At 39.9% G+C, this 23,163-nt stretch carries 23 protein-coding genes and 1 pseudogene; 13 read left to right on the top strand and 11 right to left on the bottom strand.

Going from position 1 to position 23,163, the window contains the following annotated elements; translation table 11 throughout:
- Positions 1-59: 59 nt before the first annotated feature.
- Both HWQ58_RS32275 and HWQ58_RS32280 read right to left on the bottom strand, forming a co-directional pair.
- Positions 60-275, bottom strand: a pseudogene (locus HWQ58_RS32275) (aldo/keto reductase); the annotation flags it as partial.
- A gap of 211 nt (positions 276-486) precedes the next feature.
- The gene (locus tag HWQ58_RS32280) at positions 487-792 is read right to left on the bottom strand and encodes an RNA-binding protein (protein ID WP_104905435.1); all 306 of its coding nucleotides are present in this window, start codon (positions 790-792) and stop codon (positions 487-489) included.
- 403 nt (positions 793-1,195) lie between these two features.
- Between HWQ58_RS32280 and ilvA the strand changes: the two genes are divergently transcribed.
- Complete coding sequence (gene ilvA, locus HWQ58_RS32285; protein WP_292871995.1) at positions 1,196-2,707, top strand: threonine ammonia-lyase, biosynthetic; 1,512 nt, start codon at positions 1,196-1,198, stop codon at positions 2,705-2,707.
- A gap of 172 nt (positions 2,708-2,879) precedes the next feature.
- Here the strand turns inward: ilvA and HWQ58_RS32290 are convergent, their stop codons facing one another.
- Positions 2,880-3,920, bottom strand: coding sequence for a hypothetical protein (locus HWQ58_RS32290; RefSeq protein ID WP_292871997.1), 1,041 nt, complete (start codon positions 3,918-3,920; stop codon positions 2,880-2,882).
- 10 nt (positions 3,921-3,930) lie between these two features.
- A complete protein-coding gene (locus HWQ58_RS32295) occupies positions 3,931-4,176 on the bottom strand; it encodes a hypothetical protein (protein ID WP_292871999.1) in 246 nt (81 codons plus the stop codon).
- Between the two features lie 230 nt (positions 4,177-4,406).
- Here HWQ58_RS32295 and HWQ58_RS32300 point away from each other — a divergent pair, with 230 nt between their 5' ends.
- Positions 4,407-4,685: a hypothetical protein gene (locus HWQ58_RS32300; RefSeq protein WP_292872001.1), complete on the top strand. Its 279-nt coding sequence runs from the start codon at positions 4,407-4,409 to the stop codon at positions 4,683-4,685.
- On the opposite strand, the gene HWQ58_RS32305 is transcribed toward HWQ58_RS32300, so the two are convergent.
- Positions 4,676-6,187 (bottom strand): TonB family protein, encoded by a 1,512-nt coding sequence (locus tag HWQ58_RS32305; protein WP_292872003.1) that lies wholly within the window; start codon positions 6,185-6,187, stop codon positions 4,676-4,678. The two genes, HWQ58_RS32300 and HWQ58_RS32305, sit on opposite strands and share 10 nt — an antisense overlap.
- Positions 6,188-6,541: 354 nt before the next feature.
- On the opposite strand from HWQ58_RS32305, the gene HWQ58_RS32310 reads away from it, so the two are divergent.
- From HWQ58_RS32310 to HWQ58_RS32330, 5 genes are all read left to right on the top strand, one after another.
- Positions 6,542-7,210, top strand: coding sequence for a MotA/TolQ/ExbB proton channel family protein (locus HWQ58_RS32310; protein WP_292872005.1), 669 nt, complete (start codon positions 6,542-6,544; stop codon positions 7,208-7,210).
- On the top strand, positions 7,197-7,601 hold the full coding sequence (locus HWQ58_RS32315; protein ID WP_292872007.1) for a biopolymer transporter ExbD: 405 nt from the start codon (positions 7,197-7,199) through the stop codon (positions 7,599-7,601). Before HWQ58_RS32310 ends, HWQ58_RS32315 begins: the two co-directional genes overlap by 14 nt.
- A 515-nt stretch (positions 7,602-8,116) precedes the next feature.
- The gene (locus HWQ58_RS32320; RefSeq protein WP_292872009.1) at positions 8,117-8,746 is read left to right on the top strand and encodes a MotA/TolQ/ExbB proton channel family protein; all 630 of its coding nucleotides are present in this window, start codon (positions 8,117-8,119) and stop codon (positions 8,744-8,746) included.
- A 7-nt stretch (positions 8,747-8,753) separates the two neighbouring features.
- Entirely contained in the window at positions 8,754-9,158 is a 405-nt protein-coding gene (locus HWQ58_RS32325; RefSeq protein WP_094352241.1) for a biopolymer transporter ExbD, read from the top strand.
- Between the two features lie 340 nt (positions 9,159-9,498).
- A complete protein-coding gene (locus HWQ58_RS32330; RefSeq protein WP_292872011.1) occupies positions 9,499-11,433 on the top strand; it encodes a type I restriction enzyme HsdR N-terminal domain-containing protein in 1,935 nt (644 codons plus the stop codon).
- Between the two features lie 2 nt (positions 11,434-11,435).
- Here the strand turns inward: HWQ58_RS32330 and HWQ58_RS32335 are convergent, their stop codons facing one another.
- The 3 genes from HWQ58_RS32335 to HWQ58_RS32345 all read right to left on the bottom strand — a co-directional run bounded on the left by HWQ58_RS32335 (position 11,436) and on the right by HWQ58_RS32345 (position 13,132).
- On the bottom strand, positions 11,436-12,023 hold the full coding sequence (locus HWQ58_RS32335) for a Uma2 family endonuclease (protein WP_292872013.1): 588 nt from the start codon (positions 12,021-12,023) through the stop codon (positions 11,436-11,438).
- 105 nt (positions 12,024-12,128) lie between these two features.
- On the bottom strand, positions 12,129-12,770 hold the full coding sequence (locus tag HWQ58_RS32340) for an ImmA/IrrE family metallo-endopeptidase (protein WP_292872015.1): 642 nt from the start codon (positions 12,768-12,770) through the stop codon (positions 12,129-12,131).
- Positions 12,767-13,132, bottom strand: coding sequence for a helix-turn-helix transcriptional regulator (locus HWQ58_RS32345; RefSeq protein WP_292872017.1), 366 nt, complete (start codon positions 13,130-13,132; stop codon positions 12,767-12,769). Before HWQ58_RS32345 ends, HWQ58_RS32340 begins: the two co-directional genes overlap by 4 nt.
- 173 nt (positions 13,133-13,305) lie before the next feature.
- On the opposite strand from HWQ58_RS32345, the gene HWQ58_RS32350 reads away from it, so the two are divergent.
- From HWQ58_RS32350 to HWQ58_RS32365, 4 genes are all read left to right on the top strand, one after another.
- On the top strand, positions 13,306-13,509 hold the full coding sequence (locus HWQ58_RS32350) for a hypothetical protein (RefSeq protein WP_292872019.1): 204 nt from the start codon (positions 13,306-13,308) through the stop codon (positions 13,507-13,509).
- A 36-nt stretch (positions 13,510-13,545) separates the two neighbouring features.
- On the top strand, positions 13,546-14,367 hold the full coding sequence (locus HWQ58_RS32355; protein ID WP_292872021.1) for a PD-(D/E)XK nuclease family protein: 822 nt from the start codon (positions 13,546-13,548) through the stop codon (positions 14,365-14,367).
- A complete protein-coding gene (locus tag HWQ58_RS32360; protein ID WP_292872023.1) occupies positions 14,364-16,631 on the top strand; it encodes a Piwi domain-containing protein in 2,268 nt (755 codons plus the stop codon). Before HWQ58_RS32355 ends, HWQ58_RS32360 begins: the two co-directional genes overlap by 4 nt.
- A 138-nt stretch (positions 16,632-16,769) precedes the next feature.
- A complete protein-coding gene (locus HWQ58_RS32365; RefSeq protein WP_292872025.1) occupies positions 16,770-17,225 on the top strand; it encodes a nuclear transport factor 2 family protein in 456 nt (151 codons plus the stop codon).
- 414 nt (positions 17,226-17,639) lie between these two features.
- On the opposite strand, the gene HWQ58_RS32370 is transcribed toward HWQ58_RS32365, so the two are convergent.
- Together HWQ58_RS32370 and HWQ58_RS32375 are read right to left on the bottom strand one after the other, a co-directional pair.
- Positions 17,640-18,332, bottom strand: a complete 693-nt coding sequence (locus tag HWQ58_RS32370; RefSeq protein ID WP_292872027.1) for a hypothetical protein — start codon at positions 18,330-18,332, stop codon at positions 17,640-17,642.
- Positions 18,333-18,827: 495 nt separating this feature from the next.
- Positions 18,828-19,790, bottom strand: coding sequence for an orange carotenoid protein N-terminal domain-containing protein (locus HWQ58_RS32375; protein WP_292872029.1), 963 nt, complete (start codon positions 19,788-19,790; stop codon positions 18,828-18,830).
- A 666-nt stretch (positions 19,791-20,456) separates the two neighbouring features.
- Between HWQ58_RS32375 and HWQ58_RS32380 the strand changes: the two genes are divergently transcribed.
- Both HWQ58_RS32380 and HWQ58_RS32385 read left to right on the top strand, forming a co-directional pair.
- On the top strand, positions 20,457-20,669 hold the full coding sequence (locus HWQ58_RS32380) for a high light inducible protein (RefSeq protein ID WP_292872031.1): 213 nt from the start codon (positions 20,457-20,459) through the stop codon (positions 20,667-20,669).
- Between the two features lie 69 nt (positions 20,670-20,738).
- A complete protein-coding gene (locus tag HWQ58_RS32385; RefSeq protein ID WP_292872033.1) occupies positions 20,739-20,978 on the top strand; it encodes a hypothetical protein in 240 nt (79 codons plus the stop codon).
- Between the two features lie 626 nt (positions 20,979-21,604).
- Here HWQ58_RS32385 and trpE read toward each other — a convergent pair.
- Positions 21,605-23,134 carry an anthranilate synthase component I gene (gene trpE / locus HWQ58_RS32390; RefSeq protein WP_292872035.1) on the bottom strand — a complete coding sequence of 510 codons (1,530 nt, stop codon included), beginning with the start codon at positions 23,132-23,134 and terminating at the stop codon, positions 21,605-21,607.
- Between the last annotated feature and the right edge of the window lie 29 nt (positions 23,135-23,163).

The raw sequence follows: 23,163 nt of genomic DNA on the forward strand, positions 1-23,163 counted from the left end.
AACTTCTCGCTGTGCTTGAGTCTCAAGCTCTTAAATACTAATTAGATAGTCAGGGGGTTGAATTGTCCCAGAAGTAACTCACTCCGACCATTCAATCTTCCAGTTCCGTAAGAATCACCTGTATCAAATAAAGTTACATCGTTGCTTACACAAAGGTTAAAGACCGCTTGCAACTGCTCATCCATACTTTCGTCATATCCCCAAAGCAGTTGGTTGCCCCAGGTCCAAGTGCCGCAGCCCATGCTTGGGAGGGAGAGTTTTTGGAGAGTCTGCATCTTTGCTGTTTGTAGATTGCCTTATTAATTATCAGGCATATATAGCAGTCCGAAATCATTCATCAAAGAAAGGCAGGAGGTCGGAAGTCGGAGGCAGGAGGTTGTAGAAAATAATTTTTCTCTCTGCCTTTCTTCGTTTAACCGAAGCACAAAAAAGGCAGACACTTTGTCTGCCCTCAAGACCTTAGAGTTAAATTTTTGGTTTTAGACCTTAATAGCGACCACCACCACCACCGCCATAGTTTCCTCGTCTACCACCTGAGGAACCGCCGTCTGTCTTGGGCTTGGCTTTATTAACTTTTAAGCTTCGACCCATCCATTCAGCATTATCAAGGGCATCAATTGCCGCTTGTTCTTGGGCGTCTGATTCCAATTCCACAAAGCCGAAACCTCTCATCCGACCTGTTTCTCGGTCGATAGGCAATTGAACATTTTTTACAGTTCCGTATTCTGCAAAGACTTGCCGGAGGTCATCTTCCTTAACCTCATAAGATAGATTACCGACGTAAATTGACATAGAATGTCTCCAGAATCAGAGGATGTAGAGATTTAGATCCGGAGAGGTCTGTAATACAAGTATATATAAAAACAAACTGTACAGCCGAATTTCATCTTCCACGCATACTTTAACATAAATAGAGAAGTTATGTTCTTAAGTAAGACTATACTTAATCTGTCGATCTAAGTACTCAGATAGTTGGCAAAACTAGTTTCAAATCAACCTAGCAGCGATCGCATGAAATTTGCAGTCATCAAAAAGTTTCCATAACTGAACTTATTTCTCTTCAAAGAGTATTAATTAGTAATTTTTAAATTTTGTTCAATCAAAATTTTCAAAGAGAGCAATTCAATAAAAGCAGTGCGATCGTTTGTAACGTAAAATTAATTTCCATCCAGCATTTGCTAACAGCTTGACGCCCATGTTTTGCGACTACCTGATCCAAATCCTGACTGCCCGTGTATATGATGTTGCCCAGGAAACACCACTGGAGTCTGCTCCAAATTTGTCTGCGCGGCTGAATAATCAACTCCTGCTGAAACGCGAGGATATGCAGTCAGTATTTTCCTTTAAACTGCGGGGTGCTTATAACAAGATGGTGCAACTATCGCCAGATATATTGACAAAGGGTGTAATTGCAGCGTCTGCGGGGAACCATGCTCAAGGAGTCGCCCTTGCAGCCAATCGTTTGGGAACCAAAGCGATTATCGTCATGCCAATAACCACACCCCAAGTCAAGGTAGATGCGGTGAGAATGAGGGGCGGAGTAGTGGTGTTACATGGAAACACTTATGACGATGCTTATAGCTATGCCCGTGAATTAGAAGTAGAAAAAGGATTGACCTTTATTCATCCCTTTGACGATCCCCATGTAATTGCTGGACAGGGAACCATTGGGATGGAAATTTTACGGCAATATCAGCAACCCATCCATGCAATTTTTGTGGCAATTGGAGGCGGCGGATTAATTTCTGGGATTGGGGCTTATGTAAAACGGTTGCGTCCCGAAATTAAGATTATTGGTGTTGAACCAGTAGATGCTGATGCCATGTCTCAATCACTCAAAGCCGGACATCGGGTGCGCTTGTCCCAAGTGGGGTTATTTGCTGATGGCGTGGCGGTGCGGGAAGTAGGTGAAGAAACCTTCCGTTTATGTCAGCAGTATGTAGATGAAATTATTTTGGTGGGTACAGACGATACTTGTGCTGCGATTAAAGACGTGTTTGAGGATACGCGATCAATTTTAGAACCAGCTGGTGCATTAGCGATCGCAGCTGCCAAAGCCTACGCCGAACGAGAACAAATCGAGGGACAAACCTTAATTGCTGTCGCCTGTGGTGCAAACATGAATTTTGATCGCCTCCGCTTTGTGGCAGAACGCGCAGAGTTGGGCGAACGTCGTGAAGCAATCTTTGCAGTCACAATTCCAGAGCAACGGGGAAGTATTCGCCAGTTTTGTGAATGTATTGGCAACCGTAATCTGACCGAGTTTAATTATCGCATTGCCGACGAAAAAACAGCCCATATTTTTGTCGGCGTGCAAATTCAAAACCGTGCTGATGCTGTCAAGATGGTAGAAACCTTTGAAGCTCATGGATTTGAAACCCTTGATTTAACAGACGACGAACTAACTAAACTACATCTGCGGCACATGGTGGGCGGACACTCTTCTCTAGCTAACAATGAATTGCTCTATCGTTTTGAGTTTCCCGAACGTCCCGGCGCATTGATGAAATTTGTGACTTCCATGAGTCCCGACTGGAATATTAGTCTTTTTCACTACCGCAACAACGGTGCAGACTACGGACGAATCGTTGTCGGTATCCAGGTTCCCCCTCACGAGATGAAAGATTGGCAAGCTTTTCTCGACCACTTGGGCTATCGTTATTGGGATGAGAATAAGAATCCGGCATACAAGCTGTTTTTGGGATAGGAGAGGACTGGGGACTGGGGACTGGGGACTGGGGAGATGAGGGAGACAAGGAGACAAACAAAACTCCTAACTCTTAACTCCTAACTCTTAACTCCTAACTCAGCACGGGCTAAACGCCCCGCTTCCGCTAACAGCACTCAGCACTCCTAACGCCCAATGCCCAATGCCCAATTTAACGAGAACTCCCTTTCAATATCAGATTTGAGTCCCAAGTATAGAAGCCGATTTGATTAGGAACCCTAGCGAATCTACCTGTCCGATAGCCTCTAGATAGTTCATTCAGCACCTTATTTTTGATCTCTCTAATTTGCTGAGAATCTAGTTCTCCATAAATTCCGGCAATGACTTCAGCAACGCTGAAAATTTTACCTGGATTTTGTTTTAACAGAGAGGTGAGGGCATCAATTAAGAATTGACCCTCAAAGGCTTTGAGCATCGGTACTGTTTTTGTCGGGGGAACGAAAGGCTTCTTATTTTTGTTCTTGATACTCCTAGAAGCACCATTGCGATTACCTGGAGCTACCAAACTTAAATCTAGAGTATAACAACCTGGCTCATCGGGAATAGTTACCCAGTAATTCCTTTCTCTGCCTTGGGTGAGGGAAGATTGCACTCTACCTTTAACTACTTTGAATAGATGGGAATCTAACTCTCCATAAAGTGATCGCACGATAAAATCGATATGACAAACAGTACCTATCTGTTCTTGCAATAGCTGTTTTATGGCTTCCATTCGCGAGATAGCGTGCTGATACTGAGGTAGCATCGGAATTTCCACTACCTTCGTTGAACTATCGTTGTTCTCTGGGGCGGTCTTTGGATCTGTTGATGTCGTTAGAGATTGACTCTCTTTTGTATCAACAGCAGCAGAAAAGGAATTATTTATCTCAACTTGATCTGAGTCTTTTTGTACTGACTCTAAAGACTCCACCAAGTTGATTTCCTCAATATCATCAAGGGGTGATAAAAACCGCAGAGAACCTTCTGGAGAAAGATTTGAGGTTTCATCAGCCGTCGTTAATCTTGATATCTGCTTGTTGGCATCAGAAAAAGACCAGTTAGACAACAACGCTTCTACATGATCGAGCTGCGATCGCGCCTGCACAAAGAGGCGTTCATACTCTTCTGTCAGGCGAGCATAATAGTCTCGTAATTCCAACAATGGTGAGAGAAAGTTGCCCGGAGGCGGTTCTAATTGTCCATTTTGAGTCATAGGGCTTTAATCAATTTAAATCCATGTCACTTTTATAAGACATTGCTCTGGGTTTTGCTTTGTGAGATCCTGGTTGGGATTTCTTAGGCGGTTGGGGAGGGCGACATCTCTCACAATATAAAGGTCGAGGGCCGAAAGTCTCGCGCTTTGTCAGATCGTTACACTCTTTACAGACAAACTGGAAAACACGAGTATGAATCTGTCTTTTGTGCGCCCTGACAGTATATTCCCTAACATCAATGAATTTACTTGCCATAATCAGGAATTGTGAATTGCCGTCGGATCAATGTCTTATCAATATAGCTATTCAAGCAAATCAAACCGCATCAGTGTGTGTTTATGTAGAAGTTTTATTGAAATCAGTCAATCTGACGCTTAGCATAAATTGCAGATGAGCAACTTGATAGTTAGCTATTGACTACTCTTTCAGCATATAATTGGTGATGAGCAAACACTACTACCATTCTTTAGGGACAGCGATTTACATTGCCCCGATTAGAAAAATGGGTAGGGGAAAGTGCAGGATTATTTACTTTCACTACTATTGATTGGCAAATCAAGCGATCGCCAGTGTGTCTAATTGCCTATCATAAAATTACCCCACTTTTAACCCCTCTTCCTCATGGTAGAGGGATGATGCTTAACGTAGCTATTTCTATGCTATTTCTATCTAAAAAACAACCGCCTCCTAAAAACAGGAGGCGGTGTGCGATCGCTAATCAAAGTATGATTCCAGTAAGTTTTGTTTTGTCCCTCTACTGCTGACTAGGAGCAGTAGACGGTGCAGCAGGTTGCGATTGACGTTGTTGGCGTAAACCGCGCAAAGAGTCCCGCAACTTGTTCTGGCTAGTGTTATCGTTACCTCTTCGCCGCCGCTGATTTGTGGTAGTTTGTGGCTGTTGTGATGAATTGGTAGCCGCTCGCTCACGCCGGATGCGGCGTAAGGACTCTCTTGCACTTCCTTGAGTGCGATTTATCCTCGCTTCAGATGATGAGCCGGAGGTAATCATTTCTCTTCTTTGAGGTTCCAACCGTCTACTCAATCCAGATATTGCTGGTCTTGTGGCTGTAGCTTCATTAGATGGAGGTGTCAACTCTCTACGCCTACGTCTTGGATTTTCTGGTGTGGAGTTGGCAACTGCTGCTTGTCGGGTTCTCTCTTCTACTTCTCTTTTTCTTTGTTGTTGGTATTGGCGGTACTGCTGTGAATTTTCTTTAAAAGCCGAAGAGTTGACTCGCACCCCTTGTCTGCCAGCTTGTGCTGAATTAAACTTCCATTCACGCGCTTGTCTCACCTGTTCTTCGTCCAATTCACGGTTTCCACTGGAGCTGGTTACCCGCACATTAGTGACATTGCCTTGATTATCAGTATCGAAAGACAAACCTGTACGGCCTTCAATTCCTCGCCGTTTAAATGACTCTGGATACTTGAAACCACATTTGCGGCAGGCTGCACTATCATCACCATTACCCGAACTGTTAATTTTTGGAGGTGTTGGCGCTGTTGGTGCTGTTGCTACTGTCGGACGGTTTCCTACTCCATTGCCTATACCACTGCCAATTCCATTGCCTATACCACTGCCAATTCCTGATCCTCTACCACTGCCAATTCCTGAGCCTATACCACTGCCAATTCCTGAACCAATTCCTGAACCCCTACCACTGCCAGAGCCAGAGCCAATTCCTGAACCTGTACCTGAACCTGAACCTGTACTTAAAGCAACGCCAGAGCCAGAACTACCAGAATTATCTGTCAAGACTGAACTACCACCGCCGCCGCCGCCACCGCCACCACCGCCGCTTTCAGGAGCAACAGTTTTTACAGGGACTTCTGGCTTAGAAGCAATTTGCCTATTTGTTGCTGGTGGGTTTTGAGTAGTTTGTTTTGGTTCTTGAACTGGCTGAATTCGAGTAGTTTGTTTTGGTTCTTGAACTGGCTGAATTTTTGGTCTTTCAATCAATTCTTGTACTGGTTTTTGTACTGGCGGAGTTTCTATAGACTGTTTTTGAACAACTTCTGGTTCTTTCTTGGGTTCTTCTGGAATTTTTTCAAGTGGTTTTTCTGGTTCCGCAGTCGGAGCATCAACAATCGCCACCTCTATTGGTTCTTCTTCTCCTGTGGGCACTCTCGTCAAATAATTACTTATGCCTGAGGACAGTACGCCGATATGCAGCGCCAGTGAACCTATCAGACTGTAAGTCAGAAAAGACTTGAGAGCCTCAACTTCTTTGGAACGTTGCTCGACAGTAGTGCCGGAAAAGCTCATAGCTATTGCTACCTATTCTCACTAATTTAGTCATCTTAGAATGCATGGTTGCAAATATCAAGTAAAAAATTAAAATTATTTCCGGCAGTGTTATAAACAGTATACTTAATTAATAAAAACATCTTTCTTTGAAATATACTGTTGATTATGACGATTTCTAGATAAAATTAATTTTTGTGTTATCCGTCAATTAGATTAATTTATGTAAAATAAAAAAATATTAAATAAAAATAATGAGAATTAGGTTTGAAAAAATTACCATTATATTTTAAACTTTCTTGAGAAAAAGTTTCATTTTTGCGCTTGATTCTGGTAGTCTGAGTTTGTATTGTTGATGACGTTTAGAGGCACTACATGGGAATTCTGAATTTGTTTGAAGCAGGCGGTGTGGTCATGTTGCCCCTGCTGGCGTTTTCGGTGTTGGCAGGAGCACTAATGATTGAGCGGGCGAAGTTTTGGATACAGATTGGTAAGCGTCAAAACCGGGTGGTGCGAGAGGTTTTAAATCTTTATCGACTTGATAATCTCGTTAGTGCTGTGGATAAGCTGCAAAAAAATGTAGATTTACCTATAGCACGCATTTTTCTGGCTGGACTACAGTTAGAAAGACCGACTCCAGAAAAATTTCGTTTGGCTTTGAAAAGCGAGGCACAAGCAGAAATCCCTACGCTCAAGCGGTTTCAAGCTGTATTTGACACGATTATCGGTTTAGCGCCTCTGTTGGGACTTCTCGGCACAATTTTAGGATTAATTCGCTCATTTGCTGGATTGGATATCGGTGATGTCGGAGGTACTAAAACTGGTGCAGTTACTGCTGGTATTAGTGAAGCTTTAGTTGCTACCGCCTCAGGATTAGTTGTGGCTATCTTTGTGCTTTTAGGAGCCAGCATCTTCCGGGGACTATATCAGCGGCAGATAGCAATGATTCAAGAGTACGGCGGACAGCTAGAAATACTGTTCCTTGACCGTTATGACAAACTCGATCGCTACGAACAACAGGAGAAGTCCTATGGATCTAGATGATAATGAACCAGATTTACAACCATTTATAAATGTAGTACCTCTGATTGATGTAATGTTTGCCCTTTTGACATTTTTTATTATGTCAACACTGTTTTTAACACGATCGGAAGGGTTGCCAGTAAATCTACCGAAGGCAGCCACGGCGAAGGAACAGCAAATTCCCACTAAAGTTACCATCACTGTAGATGAAAAAGGTCAGGTAAGCCTAAATCGCGATCCAATAGCAGTTAATGATTTAGCAGCGCGAGTGCGGACTTTAGTTGGTTCTAACCCAGATACATTGGTGATTATTAATGCCGATCAAAAAGTCTTGCACGGTGAAATAGTGGGGATAATGGATCAAGTACGTCAGGTGAAGGGTGCAAGGCTAGCGATCGCTACCCAAAGATAAGAAGTATATATATATTGTTTATCTCAATACTTCAAAATGTTTTGACCCAGGTTAAAATCTTTCCATCCATTAAAATCGCTTGCTTCAAATTCACCAACCATTTTAACAACACTAGCAGCCAGAATTAACGGAAACTCTATATTCTGGCTCTTAACTGCAAACTCTTTCTTGTCTAATGACTATTATTAGTGTGAATGAATTAAAAAGTGGTAGCTGTCAAACATTTGTAATGAGAAAGCAGCATAGGCGTAGACCGTCGTAGACATCGTTTGCTCCCGTATAAGCCTCAAAGAGATGAAGTCGAAAAACCCTTTTAAGGTAATAGCTCCCTTTGATATTGGACAATTTTTACTAAAAAAAATATGACTCTGGGATAAATCCTAAAGTAAATCAAAATTATGATGATTTGATTTGAAAAATTTCTCATTATATTCTAAACTTTATTGAGAAAAAGTTTCAGCTTATCTCTAGATTCTGGTAGTCTTACTGTGTATTGTTGATCACGTTTTAAGAACATGGGAATTCAGAATTTGTTTGCAGCAGGTGGTATCGTCATGTGGCCCCTGTTGGCGTTTTCGGTAGTAGGTGTGGCACTGATCGTCGAGCGGATTAGGTTTTGGGTAAGAATCAATCAGCGTCAAAACCGGGTGGTGCGAGATGTGTTGAATCTCTACCGTCTCGATAATATTGTCGGTGCAATGGATAAACTTCAGAAAAACGCAGATTTGCCACTCGCTCGGATTTTTCTGGCGGCTTTAGAATTAGAGGAGCCAAACCCGGAGGAGTTTCGTTTGGCGTTAGAAAGCGAATCGCAGGCTGAAATACCTGTACTCAAACGTTTCCAAAACCTTTTCGAGACAATTATTAGTCTGGCGCCACTGTTAGGTCTTCTCGGCACAGTATTAGGATTGATAGCTTCTTTTGCCTCTCTAAACCTTGGTGATGTGGGAGGTAGCAAAACGGCAAGTGTTACCGCTGGGATTAGTGAGGCTCTAGTATCAACAGCATCAGGATTAATAGTTGCTATATTCATACTCATGTTTGCCAATACCTTCCGGGGATTGTACCAACGGCAAATTGCACTAATTCAGGAGTATGGGGGACAGCTAGAATTACTTTACCGCCGTCGCTATGAACGAGGATAAAAAACGTATGCGTCTACCAGATGAACCAGAGCTTCCGCTACAGATCAACATCGTGCCGATGATTGACGTGATTTTTGCAATTTTGACATTTTTCATTATGTCAACTCTGTTTTTAACACGTTCAGAAGGTTTGCCAGTAAATTTACCGAAGGCCGCCACAGCTAAACAACAGCAAGTTCCTACTAAAATTACCATTACGGTAGATGAAAAAGAACAGGTAAGCCTGAACCGTAAACCAATTGCAGTTGATGATTTAACAGCGCAAGTACGGACTTTAGTTGGTTCTAACCCAGAAGTATTAGTGATTATTAATGCTGATGAAAAAGTTGATTATGGTCGGGTGGTGGCGGTGATGGATCGGGTACGTCAAGTTCCGGGAGCTAAATTAGCGATCGCTACCCAAAGAGAATAAAAAGATATATTGGGCATCAGAAGTTCACAGAGTCAGGAAAATTCTATATTCTGACTCCTAACTCCTTCTTGTCTAATAGACATCTCCAGAAATTCATTATGCGTTGCCCAAAATTATTATTATACACAATTAATTAATTTTGCCTACCTCATTTTAACCAGATGTTTAATTCTAACAGCAGTAACTTTTATTGGTGTAGGTTTTGCCAAGGTTAAGTTTAAGCCGAATGCTTCCATTCTAGTATCTACAATCACGACATAATCCAAACTGACTTGATAAATTGCTAATTACACGAACAAAATAAGGCATAGCAAATTTATACAAGCAGGTAGATTATCTGATGACTATTCCAGAGTCAATTAAAAAATTCATTATATGGATACAAGGTTTTGACCATTGTGTTTTACGAAATGAAGATGATGTAAAAGAAAAGTTGATTTTGCCAATGTTTCACTATCTCTGCTATCCAGAGATATGTCATCGTGAATACTCTTTGAAAACATATCAATCAGAAACCGATGCCAATAATCCAGAAATTGCTCAGATTTATTTTGCAACAGATGATTTTAAGAAACAGAATACAAATACATCACTGATTTTTGTGGAAGCGATAGAACCACAAAAAACTAAGTTAAATGAGGCTATTGAGCAAGCTAAATTTTATAGTAATCATTTTAAAACACTATTTTTTATTATCACTAATGGATATGAAATCAAGGTTTTTCAGCATCTACATTACAATCGAGAAGAATTAGTATTTGATCTAAATATAGATACCTTAAAAAATAACAATGTCGCCTCAAAATTTTATAATCAACTCAATTTTGATTTAGTTAAAAATATCGATAAAAATACAGCCAGTATTTTGAAATATACTAAATTTAACTTCATAGAAAACTTAATTGTAGGCAATCCAGATTTACAGTATTTTTTAGAAAAATGTGATTTTGAGCCTTCTATAACGCGAGAAGGCTGCCACTTAGTTGTTGTTAAACCAAAAGTAGCGATCGCCTGTAATTTACCCAAAGCTTTTAGAAAAGGTAATTGTCAAATAGAATTCAGTAGTATTCTTTTTAAAGGTCTAAAAATTCACTTAAATCATCAAGATATTTTAGGTCAATTAATGACTGGATTATACACCCAGCCAGTTTGGGGTTGTCGTCGTTTTTTGAAAGAATTAGATAAAGATAATTTTACAGTAAATTTGGGTCAAATAACAGTCATTTTATCAAAGTTAGAAGCAACAGACTTGTGTTTGTGTGTTGATGAAATTTGTCAAGAATATCAAAACTTAATTATTGAATTTGAGAATGCTCTAGAAACATGGGATTTTGAATTCGTAAAGTTTTCAGAAGTTCGCGGTTTTATCCTTTTTTCTGTTAGACAAGAATTATGGGAGTTGATGCAGCAGTTCGCTAAGGAATTTGATTATAAGAAAGGCAAGTCAGATTGGCATCTATTTCATAGAGAAGATATATCAATTCGAGTGAGTCGAGGAATTCACGATCATGCATTTATCTTCCCCAAATTTTACAGTAATTTATCTTTATTACCTAGCAATCAAGTTAATATAATCTACGAACTAAATGATATCAATTTACAATCTATTGAAACAGCTAAATTTAGCTTATGGCAACAAGATATTGGAGTAAGAGGAACTTGGACAGCTAAATATACCAAACAGTGGTTATTAGATAAATATATTCCTAAAGTTATTAATTACTACTCAGAAAAGTCTCAATTATCTGAAGCTGAATTCCTAGCAAAAATAAAAAATTACAGCAATGAACGTGTGCTGATTAAAGAAATTGATAATATCAGAGATTTAGTACCTTATCTTCGCGACATCCAATCTTGGCTACATATCTATGTGGAAAATCTTGCAGCTTTGCTATTGAAACCATATTACCAAGCCTATACAAATTTAGTGCGTAACACAGATTCTTCGATAACAGGCATAGACTATATTTTCGGAAATTTGCGGAGAGTTGAGTGGAAAAATACGCCAGAAGAAAATTATAGCAATTCCACAGATTGGAAAAACTTAACTTTTAAATATGCTATAGATTGCTTAGATCGCCAAGTAGTAAGAATAAATAATAGTGAATACGAAAATAGTTTCAAGGCAGATTTAATTACTCGGATATTTATTTGGATTATAGAAAATGGTAAAATATCTTTTTCACAAGCTCAGTTAAATGCTGCTAAACAGGCTTTACTACCACTTTGGCAACAGAGTCGCTTTGAAATGCGCTATATTTATCCTAATCGATAAAGCTACATAATCTGCTGTAAATCCAACACAAATCCAGGTAGTACATTTTCTCCTGATAAACTAGTAGGATTGTCTAATACCTCTACATCTTTACCTGGACGATAAATTTCTACTCGCTTGTTTTTCCGGTCAATTAACCAGCCTAATTGAGTGCCATTTTCGATATACTCCTGCATTTTATCTTGTAATTCTTTCAAGGAGTCAGTACGAGAACGCAACTCTACTACAAAATCAGGGCAAATCGGGGCAAATTTTTCTTGTTGTTCTGGGGTTAAAGCATTCCATCGCTCAATTTTCACCCAAGAAGCATCAGGGGAACGTTCTGCACCATTAGGTAAGGTGAAACCAGTTGAAGAGTCAAAAACTTCGCCTAAACTACTCTTAGAGTTCCAAATATCTAATTGAGTGGTAATTTTAACATTACGTCTGCCAGTGTCACTACCTGTAGGTGGCATAATTAATATTTCCCCTGATGCTGTGCGCTCAAATCTATAATTACTATTTTTCTGACACATTTGGAAGAACTGTTCATCGCTCAAATCAATTTTCAATTTGAGTGTAGAAGGTAAAGTGGTTGTTGTGGCGTCCATAGGCTATTCTGAGCATCTTAGTTTCTAGTGTAGTGCTGTGTAGGGTGCGATCGCTGCCAGGAGATAATCGAGTGCGATCGCACTTTACCTATTAAATAAATTTGTCTACCCATTCGGTGCAGCTTTACCGGGATATATTTGCTTAGAACCCTTGGGAATGTTAATCCAACCAAGGTCTTGTAGGCGATTTGTTAAATTAGAAATCGTAACACCAAGCTCTTCTCTCATTGCATAAAGGTGTCGCCATTTTGTCAAATCACGCCCCTTTTGAACTTGTTCTAATTTAAATATAGGCATCAATAAACAACCAGCAAAATATTGTGCTTGCCATTCAATACCTTTTTGGCTACTAACACTGCGGCATAGAAATGGTTCTACTGGTATTTCAATACCTATTTTTCGCTTTTCTACAAACTGAAAAACTGCGTTTTTGTCTATATGAAGTTCCCAATGTCCTATTTCATGAGCTATTGAGGATTCTTCAAACCCTTTAGGGAAATCTAAATTGTTTTCATTCATCACAATTTTACGTTCAGTGGGTAGAATCATCGCTGCGATCGCGCCTTGTTCATCAGCAGGTATATACCCACAATCCATATCTAAGTCTAGAGTTTCTGCTAAATGACCAGCGTCAATTGGCCATTTTAGAGGGCGCTTGCGCTTTGCTTGCACACGCATAAGAACATCCACCGCCTGACGCTCAATTTCCTCTTTGGAAAGGAAACAATAAGGTTTGATAACCTTCAACTCTCTTTCTCCTTACTTTCTGATTGTGTTGTTTCCCTGAGTAATTTTTGGGCAAAATCAGGTTCGTCTCGCATCCGGCGCAACAAAACAGGCATTTGCTTATATTTTTTGACTAGTTCCTGAAAAACTTTCTCATCATCAGGCGTAATTCGACCAGCAAGGTGTCTTAATTCTTCTTCATTCAAATTTAGGTGAAGGGCTAATTTATGAATAACATCCTCACTAGGAGGATACCCAGCATGATCGTTCTCTAGTTTGGATAGGTAGGTGTAATCCACACCTATCAATTTAGCCATTTCACGCTGACTGAGTTCCTTTTCTTTGCGGGCTGTACGAATAATATGGCCAAAAGTTCCACTCACTTTAGTCTTCCCAAAATTTCCTCAGCTATCTTGACAAACTTGATTAAGTTGGTCAACATGGTCATTGTGTGCAATAATTTCAGTATAACTCATCGCATAACCTGTGCGATCGCAAATTCTCAGTTTTTTTGAGATTTAAATTATACATATCTAGAACAGGAGTACTCAATTTTATGAAAGAACAACCTGTAACTTTTGAACAATTGTCCTTTTCTGTTGGTAGACCTTTACCAGTTCTGCTTGAAGAAATTCAAAAATCAAGCCGCAATCCACAACTAATAAAGGCTGCGGAACAGATGCTAGAAGGCTTGCGTACCTTGGAAATGTCAACAGAGATTGGTGTATATACGGCAATCTACGAAATCCTAACCAAGTAAAACTTTTTCTCTGCTAAATTCTGGAACTTGACATCAATGAGCCAAAATTGGCTACCATTTGCCAGTTACAACCTATGGTTGCAGTATTCTCCACCCGTAGGGAAAGAACACTTGCACTGTGACATGAAACGAGGTTTTACAAAAGCGCGATCGCGAGAACCTGCGGTTGCAGCAATCTTGGCAAGTGATAGCACTCCTGTGCGAATTGGATTACTAGCACAAAAGGGAGTTTATGAGTTTCATGAAAACTCCCCGATGTTACATCAGGAAGACGCTGTAGAACAAATGATAGAGATTCTGGAATTGCGGAAAGAGTCAGATTTGGTTCAGCAGCGAGTACTTCAGATACTGACAAACTACCAGCAAAATCCAATTCTTGCTGAGAAGAAAATTATTCAACTTAGCCGAGGTGATGAGGGTTTTCCAGAACCAATTCTGATTAAGCAGGGTAATCAATCTTTTAACTTCTTTGCTGCGATTGACTGCATTTTTGCCGAAGAAGATGATACTTTGCACATTTTAGATTTCAAAACTGGCCACTCTGATTTTGATCGGCGACAAGGGTATATTTATTTACTAGCTGCTAGTTACCGATACCCCCAGCAAAAAGCAGTAGCGTCTTTTTATAACTTAGAAAATGGTAACTGGTCAGAACCTATCAGCGCAACACCTAACACTCTTAAGGCTTTTCAGATAGAACTCGCTTTAATAGCTCAACGATATCAAGAAGATTTGAGACGCTACCGTAAAAATTCTGCTGATTTCAGTCAAATATTTCCCCAAAATCCGGGTATAAGTTGTCGCTACTGTTCGTTTAACTCAATTTGTGAATTTACTATATCAGAGGTTTATACATGACTGCTGGTGTGCTTCAATCGCCTTTAAAAACTAATATATCCCCAATATTTTTGTCGGAAATATTTTTACTAAATATTCCTCAACCTAACTTAATTTGCTTTCGACTGACTCCCCGAGTCGATACTAAAATAGGTAATCGCTTCAGTTGGCGGTTTAGTCAGAAATTCCCTGATATTATAGTCATTTTTTCAGATGGGAATTTTTGGGTTTTAGCTAAACCCGATCAACCAATGCCAAATTTAGATGAATGGCGAAAAGCTTTAACAGAAATTCAAGACGACTTGAAAAAAGATATTGGCGATCGCACTTACTCAATTCAGTGGGTAAGCCAACCACAAATAACAGCTTCTATATTGGCTCAATTAGCTGTAAGGGTCTTGAAAGTTAGACGACCTTTTTCATCTGATACTGTTTGGTCTGAAAATAAGGTGGAAGTCAAACGTGAAGTAGATTTTTGGGCAGAAACGATAGAAATAAAAGATACTTTACATCCTGCGATCGCTTTTACAATTCACAGTTCTTTTGTTTTCAAAGGTGATTTAGCTGAGTTTTACGAAAATCATCCCTATCGACAAGATCCAAATAAGCTTTTGATTGGCTTAAAGGTTAGAGATATTGAAAAAAAAAGCTCTGCTACAATTGTGGCTCTTGCAGGAATTTTTAGAGAGCGTAGAGAAGAACTTTTTGAAAAAGCGACTGGAGCTATTAGTAAACAAAAACTTGAACCTGAAGCAGCACCAGATGACCAACCTGTAGTTACTATTCAATTTGGTAAGGATAAACAACAATATCCATATCCAATGGCTGCTTTAATTCCCTGTGTTACAGAAGAAACTGCTGACTTATTTGAAGTAAAGTATAGTGATTTACGAAAGCAAACTAAAATTCCTTATCAAGAACGGCAAAATCGTTTAGCTTCATCCAAACAAGAAGCTACAAATGCTTTAGCTGTCTATGGTTTTCAGTTAGCAGCTAAATGTATTAACAACGGGAAGTATCCAAAATTATTCTTAGTACCTACCTTCAAACTTGAAGACACATTACTTCAATTTGGCAAGAATATGACCCGAAAGCGAAATGAGGTTTTAAAGGGACTATCTACAGGTGGCGTTTATCGCCGTCACAAAGATTATCAACATACTTCTAGAAAAATTCGCATTGCAGCACTTAAAATAGGCGATTTTAAAGTTGATATATCTTTTCTTAAGCAACTCCGACAACGCTTAAAAGACTATGACTTTGAAAGCCTTGAGATTGATGAGGATAGAAGAAAAGCCGTTTCAATCAATGGTTTAAGCAGTGCTGAAGCCAGAGCTAAAGTGGAGAAAGCCCTTGATGATTTAATAGCTATCCCTACTGATATTGTTTTGACCTTTTTACCACAGACCGATCGCCATACTGATAATAGTGATGATGGGAGCTTATATACTTTTGTTTCTTCAAGGCTACTCCGACGTAGTAACCCTGAGATAGTAAGCCAAGTAATCTATGAGGATACTTTGAAAAATCCTAGCAATTATAAAAATATCCTCAATCAAGTAATAGTAGGAATTTTAGCAAAGTTAGGAAATTCGCCTTTTATTCTAGCTGAACCTTTGGGGATTGCTGATTATTTTATCGGCTTGGATATTTCCAGAAAACCCAAAAAGAAAACCGTTGGTAGCAGAAATGTCTGTGCAAGTGTTCGTTTGTACGGCAAACAAGGGGATTTTATTCGTTATAGGTTAGAAGATGTTTCAACAGAAGGTGAAGAAATTGATAAACAAACATTAGAAAGGTTTCTCCCATCTGCTGATATCAGCGAAAAAACTGTACTAATTTACCGTGACGGACGCTTTTGTGGTGATGAAGTTGAATATTTGCAGGAAAGAGCCAAAGCAATTAATTCTAAGTTTATTCTCGTAGAGTGTATTAAGTCTGGTATTCCCAGATTATATAACTATTATCAGTCAGTTGTGAAAGCACCCACACAAGGGCTAGCACTTCGTCTGTCCTCTCGTGAAGTGATTTTGGTAACTACTAAATTACCCTCTGAAAATATGGGCTTACCTTATCCTCTACGTTTGAGAGTACATGAGAAAGGACACCAAGCACCTATTGAGGATGTAATAGAAGCAACGCTGAAACTCACCTTGCTCCATCATGGAGCGCTGAAAGAGCCACGCTTACCCGTTCCACTGTATGGATATGACCGTATAGCCTATAGGCGGTTACAAGGTATTGTCCCAAATTCGCTGAATGGCGATCGCCAGTTTTGGCTGTAGAATTAACATCAGCGCTATAAACATTCTGCATCCAATAAAAACCTGATTTTTTGCAGGTGCGATCGCACTCCACACAACTTCTGGTTAAATATTACTAATGCTCTATAGCTTGATACTTTAGAGGGTAGAAAAATCTAGATGTTTTGGTTATCTCAATGGCTAGTGTTAGGAACTATATTTGTTAGCTTAACTTTTAGCACACCTTTATTTGCCAGTCATTCTATGAACCAACAAGATATCCAGATATTAATAGAGAAAGCCAAAGATGCATGGGTTGCTCAAGATGTCGATGCTCTTGCACAATTGTTTACAGTTGATGGAGAACTAATCGTGCCTGGTCAATGCTGGCGTGGGCAAGAAAGAATTCGAGAAGAACTTACCCATTTTAAACAACAGTATTTAGATATCAAAATAGACATCCAACGGATTATCATTGGAGCAAATCAGGTAGCAGTAGAGTGGTACTACGAAGATACGGAAAAGGCGACAGGTCGTCGTAATAAAGCTGATGATGTAATTGTTGTAGATTTCAGGGATGGTCAAATTAGTCGTTGGCGTGAATATTTTGACACACAAACGCCAGTTAACAGATAGTTGCACTAATCGTGACACTTCAACCTCCTTAGTTCAAAATGAATTAAGGAGATTGAAGTGCCAAAATAAAGTTGTAATGTAAAAAACACAAGACGTTTATCACCTCAGACCGCTCTGATGAAGAGTTTAATCTTCCCTTGGTTGATAATGAAGTGGAGGAAGCGACAAAAACTCCACACCGTCAACGCATTTAATCAACACTGTTCAAACATCTGCGGTCGCTCTCCTTCGATGTCCAATACTGGGTCACAGCGGCATAACACCCATACAGTGTTGTTTGTTTTCATAAATATAGAATAGCTAACAGTTGGGTGGAAAACTCTCTCTCCCAAGTATAAACACTACCTAGCCAAGAGATATAGCTATATTGTTTATACAAACTTGTCTAAAGTAAGATTTTAATTCTTTATAACTTTAGCTACTCATTTTACGTCGTTGGGACTGTGCTTGGTTAAACTGCTTTTGTTGTGGTGTTAATTGGTTGTAATCACTTGAAGATTGCATATCCCATTGTAATTCTGCTAGTAACAGTAAACTAACGGTCATAATTAGCCCTGTTGAGAGAAACTGCATGACACCGCAGTACGGCAAAACTAAAATTCCCAGCAAATGAATAAACCCCATCAGAATAAATGTGCGCGAACGCATTCCTACCCCGGTGCAAAAGTAGCCGATGGCACTTAATCCTAACCACAGTGGACACAGACGCATCAAGACCTCTCCCCATCCCAAAAAAATGCTCAGATCGGTCAAGATTAAACCCATTATGATTAAAATCGCCCAGCTATAAACAACCCAGCGTAGCTGTTCTACAGTTGCCCAAAACCAAGTTAAACTTACCATACCGGCTGCACCGAATAAGGTAAGCACTGACCACAAAATCGCTTGGCTACTCCAGCTAATGGGTAGAAACTGGGCGGTTACGAAAATCCCAGATGAAATTAGTCCCCAGAGAATAAATGCTTGATCGACGCGAGTATAAAACTTTGAAAAGAGGATGAAATTTCCAATTTGGTAGTTTAGACAGACTAGACCTTGAATATCTTGAAAATCTAGCTCTTGCTGTTTTTCACGCAGAAGCGGCTCAGAGAAATTGAAAAAAGTCATTGAGAATCTATTACTCTTGGTAGATGAATAAATTATTACTCTATCAAAAGATATATTGTTATTTAAATATAAACAAGTAAAGAATAGTTGAGATGCTCTTAAGCGAGAAAGGTTCTAGAAGTCAATACTACTGATTACAATTTCATATATTATGAGACTTTAAAAACTCAGCACCAACCTTAAAACTATTTAACAATCTTTTACAAAATCGCCGATGGAATCGGTTGTTTTCAATGGCGATCGCAGCATGAAGATACCAAAAAAGCCGTTATCAGTTTCTTTTGCTTAAGCGTGGTGAGGTAGCGATGTCTACGACGGGCTAGGCTTACTAGTCTGTCAAGTTTAAATTGATGGGTAAGCAAGTTCGTAGTCAGGACTTTAGTCCTTGATTTTCTAAGCACGCTTTGTGCTTACTACAAACTTTTCATTACTAGCTTAAACATCGTACTACGCTCGTTTACTCATCCACGCTTAAGCAGCAACTAATCTAGTTCTCTATTTACGTACTAGGTTCAGCAATTCTTTAGGAGAAGCCAGCAAGTCAATCGCTACAAAGAATATTTTGCCTTGGGGATCTACCAAAAACCGCCATGCAATATTCATTCCCACGCTAGCACCGAACCAAGGGGTTTGGACTTTGCCTGTAACTTTAACTTGGGTATAGCCATCTTCCACTGGCTCAGATATACCGCGCTCTGGGATCATCTTCAGTCCCTGGCATTCTTCACGCATATAAGCGCGGATTGCCTCCTGACCAACAATCGGTCTTTCAAAGGGAGGTTGTAAGGCACCTTCGGAGGTAAACAGAGAAACCGCAGCGTCAAAGTCATTGGCATTCATGTTGTTGATATAGCCCAACACTGTAGAATTGTTGACGCCCTCAATGGTGACTTTAGTCCGAAATGCTGGTGCAATGGGAGGAGACACCGGCTCTGAGACTTTTTTGTAACTACCAGGAGCATTCGGATCGAATCCCATGCTAATTACGGTATTGCGTAGGATGGTAATTTGTTGACCTGAATCTGCATTGCGGATGGCTTGTAACACATCGGCAGCTTTAGAAGAAAGCTTGTAACCTTGTGGGATCGGAGCAACGATTCCCTGAGCCATCCATTCTCCTAACTGATACCAAAAGCCCAACTTGATGTTCACTGTGAAGGATGCATAAGAACGGCACAGAGGAGTGTCAGCACGGTTAGCCAAATCGTACATGACTTGCGTTTGAGCTTCAAAAGGCATCTGCTTAATTTGTTCCATTAAGCCTTGTGCCAGGATCATGTTAGCTGCGCCAGGAGCCGCAACCGTAATACTTCTACCCATTTCGGTATAGGCAAACCAAAGTAATGCTAGTTGATCTTCAGCATTGAGCTTAGAGAATGATTCGATAACGGTTGGAACAACGTCAGCAACTAGGGTGCCGGGAAAAATACTTTGAGCCGACTGGATGGTAAAAGACATAACAGAAATTCCAAAAAGAAAATTACAGTTCTATCGAATGTGAAAAATCAAATGTGCAAAGACAGAAGAGAAATACGTTTAAGTGTTAATAAAGGCACTCAGTAGTTTGGGCATCACTAGATAGCCTGTTGTAGACATAGCTCTAAAAAAGGCATAGTGATGCTGTTGCCATTGAGTTTAGATACTTGGCAAAGCACATTGCAGGCTTAACTGCATAGTTATTTAGAAAGCCTTGATTAACAGTGGTTTAACGCATTGAGGCTGCTCTTGTATCTTTATGTAAAGAAACATAACAAGTTCGTTACAAATAAGCAATACCTTTCTCAGTTATATATTGATAATTTATGCTTATATAAATTATAAGTTTTACTGAGGTTAGATTTAACTCAATAGGTGGTTTTGTGTGCATTCACTTTTAAAAGCATAGGTGTAGCCCGTCGTAGACATCGCACGTTTTTGTGGGCATCAAATTTTCATAATCCTTAAAGATACTTCGCTATCGAGCATCACACCCGACTGTAGACATCGCCTAGTTCTCGCACAAATCCAAAATACCCTACTTATTTAGTACGGTTTTCACTACTTTTATTTTTATGTCAAGTAGTTGCAAAAAATATTTACAATAGTTAATATTTCTTTACAAAAAGCAAAAACAAAGAGTAAAAAATGACAAGTAAAGGTTTTACGATTAACGAACGCGGTCAACCCAACAGATTTGCGATTGAACCCAAAGTTTATGTTGATGAAACTCCACGGATAGAATTCACCAAATATACTGAAAAACTCAATGGCCCTTTGGCAATGATTGGTTTTGTTTCACTCATAGCTGTAGAAGTTATCACTGGACACGGTTTGATTGGATGGCTAACCAGCTTTTAAAGAAGACACTGTGAGATTTATTAATTTTCTTCACTTGACGAATAAAACAATTTAGAGGCAAACTTACTTATGAAAACTGATTTTGATTATCCCAAAAAGAATTTAATTGGACCCGTTATTTTTAGACCTGATTTCAACAACTTTGAAACTATCAATGCAAATCAAGCCTGGTCATTATTTTTTACTGTCGGTCAAGATGACAAAGGACTGGGACAAGAAATTGAGTTTGGGAGATTTTTCACTAACCTTTTAATTGCCATTGGAGTAACTGGAATTCTTTGGGCGATTTACTTCAGCCAATTAGGATGAGCAAGTTTGTTCATTTCTAGTGTGTAGTAACTTCAACAGAGGTCTTGGATTTGGATACCAGGACTTATTTTAAATTTTAAATAAGTTTAAAAAACTCTGTTTAGCTTTGGAAAAAGTTTGATGTTGATTGGATTTATAAAGCTTCCCAATTTGTCACAGTATTGTGGATACGTGGGCTTAGAAGTAGCACAAATTGTTTCCAAACATCTTGCTGTTCAAAGTAAAACCTATGTAATTCAAAATAGGAGGGTATTGGTACATCAACTTTTAAAGTCTGGTCTAGATGCTTATACCGCAGATCGAACTGTTACTGTACTTATATAAAGCCCGGTTTTACAATTAAGCAACAAAAACCAGTGTGCAATTAATTGTATGCGAGAGTAACTATACAGGCAGAAAAAGGAATTGTGGAGATCAGGAAGATGAGGGAATAGGGGGAGAATAACAATTCAAAATTCAAAATTCAAAATTCAAAATTAAAGACATTTTCAGACGGGGATTTAAACCCCGACTGATAATGATCGGAGGCGGAGTGGCTCCGACTCCGCGCTACCTGTAGAGGTAGGGGTCTTAAACCCTTTGATTTCCGATAATTACTGACTACTAACTATTAACTAATTCCCACTTTAACGCAAACAACGAATCGCCTCTAATAGACCTCTAGCTTTATTCAGCGTCTCTTCGTATTCTTTCTCTGGCTCAGAATCAGCTACCAAACCTGCACCGGCTTGTACGCTGACCGTATTATCATGCACTACCATTGTGCGAATTGCGATCGCAGTATTTAATTGTCCTTCAAAATCGTAATATCCATACACACCCGAATAAACACCCCGACGACTAGACTCTAACTCGTGGATAATTTCCATCGCCCTAATCTTGGGTGCGCCGCTTACCGTACCTGCTGGGAAGGAAGCTTTCAGTAAATCCCATGCTGTTTTACCAACTGCTAATTTACCCACAACATTACTAACAATGTGCATTACATGGGAGTAGCGCTCAACCACCATTAATTCATCAACTTTGACACTACCACTTTGACAAACACGCCCCAAATCATTCCGCCCTAAATCCACAAGCATCACGTGTTCGGCAATTTCCTTGGGATCTTGAAGTAAATCTTGAGCTAAGGCTGCATCTTCCTTAGTGGTTTTACCTCGTGGACGCGTTCCAGCAATTGGGCGTACCGTCGCGATTACTCCATTATCTGAATCGGTTTCGGCTTTCACCATCACTTCGGGACTGGAACCGATAATTTGCCAATCTTGGAAGTTAAAGTAAGCCATGTAAGGCGAAGGATTTATCTGACGTAGGGAGCGATAAAGGGCAAAAGGGTCGCCTGTGTATGTTGTTGATAGTCGCTGGGAAATTACTACTTGAAAAATATCACCTGCTTTAATATGGTCTTTCGCCTTTTCAACACTGGCACAAAAATCAGGGCGGGTAAAATTACTCTGATACTCCTCTGCGCCTCTGCTCCCCTGCTCCTCTGCTCCTCTGCTCCCTGGCGGTTTCCATTCCAATCGAGTTTTTTGTGGCGATAGGGGTAGAGACAGCTTTTCGAGCATTTGGGTAACGCGATCGCTAGCTTGTTGATATGCTGCTTTGAAATCTACTTTCGGGTCGCGTAAATCAGCATAAGCGATCGCCCAAATTTTCCGCTTCACCTGGTCAAAAATCAATAGGTGGTCTACCTGCATCCACAACCCATCAGGTATATTCCGCTCATCTGGTGGATAAATGGGCACACGTGGCTCAATCCACTGAATCAATTCATAGCCCCAAAAGCCAAATAAACCGCCAATTCCTGGCGGTAGCTGTGGTAATTTTACTGGGTGATAAGGTGCTAAACATTCAGCTAAAGCTGTAAAAGGGTCGCCTGTAAAAACCACCTGCGAACCATCGCGGTTTTTCTGAGTCGTGCAATCGCCCCTTGCTTCCAAAACCCACACCGGATCGCAGCCCACTAAACTATAGCGTCCCAGCTTTTCCCCGCCTTCTATCGATTCCAACAAAAAGCTATAGGGCTGACCCGCACAGACTTTATACCAAGCAGATACGGGCGTATCTAAGTCAGCTACCCATTCTTGATACACCGGGACAAAGTTGCCTTGTTGCGCTAGGGTGCAAAACTGCGAGAAATCTGGAAACATCATTATTTTTCAAAGGTAATTGGTAATTGGTA

This window comes from Nostoc sp. LPT, from assembly GCF_017115165.1.
Lineage (GTDB): Bacteria > Cyanobacteriota > Cyanobacteriia > Cyanobacteriales > Nostocaceae > Nostoc.

Excerpts from the sequence above, each read along its gene's own strand:
- HWQ58_RS32280 (WP_104905435.1), bottom strand. The coding sequence starts at position 792 with ATGTCAATTTACGTCGGTAATCTATCTTATGAGGTTAAGGAAGATGAC.
- ilvA (WP_292871995.1), top strand. The coding sequence starts at position 1,196 with ATGTTTTGCGACTACCTGATCCAAATCCTGACTGCCCGTGTATATGAT.
- HWQ58_RS32290 (WP_292871997.1), bottom strand. The coding sequence starts at position 3,920 with ATGACTCAAAATGGACAATTAGAACCGCCTCCGGGCAACTTTCTCTCA.
- HWQ58_RS32295 (WP_292871999.1), bottom strand. The coding sequence starts at position 4,176 with ATGGCAAGTAAATTCATTGATGTTAGGGAATATACTGTCAGGGCGCAC.
- HWQ58_RS32305 (WP_292872003.1), bottom strand. The coding sequence starts at position 6,187 with ATGAGCTTTTCCGGCACTACTGTCGAGCAACGTTCCAAAGAAGTTGAG.
- HWQ58_RS32310 (WP_292872005.1), top strand. The coding sequence starts at position 6,542 with ATGGGAATTCTGAATTTGTTTGAAGCAGGCGGTGTGGTCATGTTGCCC.
- HWQ58_RS32315 (WP_292872007.1), top strand. The coding sequence starts at position 7,197 with ATGGATCTAGATGATAATGAACCAGATTTACAACCATTTATAAATGTA.
- HWQ58_RS32320 (WP_292872009.1), top strand. The coding sequence starts at position 8,117 with ATGGGAATTCAGAATTTGTTTGCAGCAGGTGGTATCGTCATGTGGCCC.
- HWQ58_RS32325 (WP_094352241.1), top strand. The coding sequence starts at position 8,754 with ATGCGTCTACCAGATGAACCAGAGCTTCCGCTACAGATCAACATCGTG.
- HWQ58_RS32330 (WP_292872011.1), top strand. The coding sequence starts at position 9,499 with ATGACTATTCCAGAGTCAATTAAAAAATTCATTATATGGATACAAGGT.
- HWQ58_RS32335 (WP_292872013.1), bottom strand. The coding sequence starts at position 12,023 with ATGGACGCCACAACAACCACTTTACCTTCTACACTCAAATTGAAAATT.
- HWQ58_RS32350 (WP_292872019.1), top strand. The coding sequence starts at position 13,306 with ATGAAAGAACAACCTGTAACTTTTGAACAATTGTCCTTTTCTGTTGGT.
- HWQ58_RS32355 (WP_292872021.1), top strand. The coding sequence starts at position 13,546 with ATGAGCCAAAATTGGCTACCATTTGCCAGTTACAACCTATGGTTGCAG.
- HWQ58_RS32360 (WP_292872023.1), top strand. The coding sequence starts at position 14,364 with ATGACTGCTGGTGTGCTTCAATCGCCTTTAAAAACTAATATATCCCCA.
- HWQ58_RS32365 (WP_292872025.1), top strand. The coding sequence starts at position 16,770 with ATGTTTTGGTTATCTCAATGGCTAGTGTTAGGAACTATATTTGTTAGC.
- HWQ58_RS32370 (WP_292872027.1), bottom strand. The coding sequence starts at position 18,332 with ATGACTTTTTTCAATTTCTCTGAGCCGCTTCTGCGTGAAAAACAGCAA.
- HWQ58_RS32375 (WP_292872029.1), bottom strand. The coding sequence starts at position 19,790 with ATGTCTTTTACCATCCAGTCGGCTCAAAGTATTTTTCCCGGCACCCTA.
- HWQ58_RS32380 (WP_292872031.1), top strand. The coding sequence starts at position 20,457 with ATGACAAGTAAAGGTTTTACGATTAACGAACGCGGTCAACCCAACAGA.
- HWQ58_RS32385 (WP_292872033.1), top strand. The coding sequence starts at position 20,739 with ATGAAAACTGATTTTGATTATCCCAAAAAGAATTTAATTGGACCCGTT.
- trpE (WP_292872035.1), bottom strand. The coding sequence starts at position 23,134 with ATGATGTTTCCAGATTTCTCGCAGTTTTGCACCCTAGCGCAACAAGGC.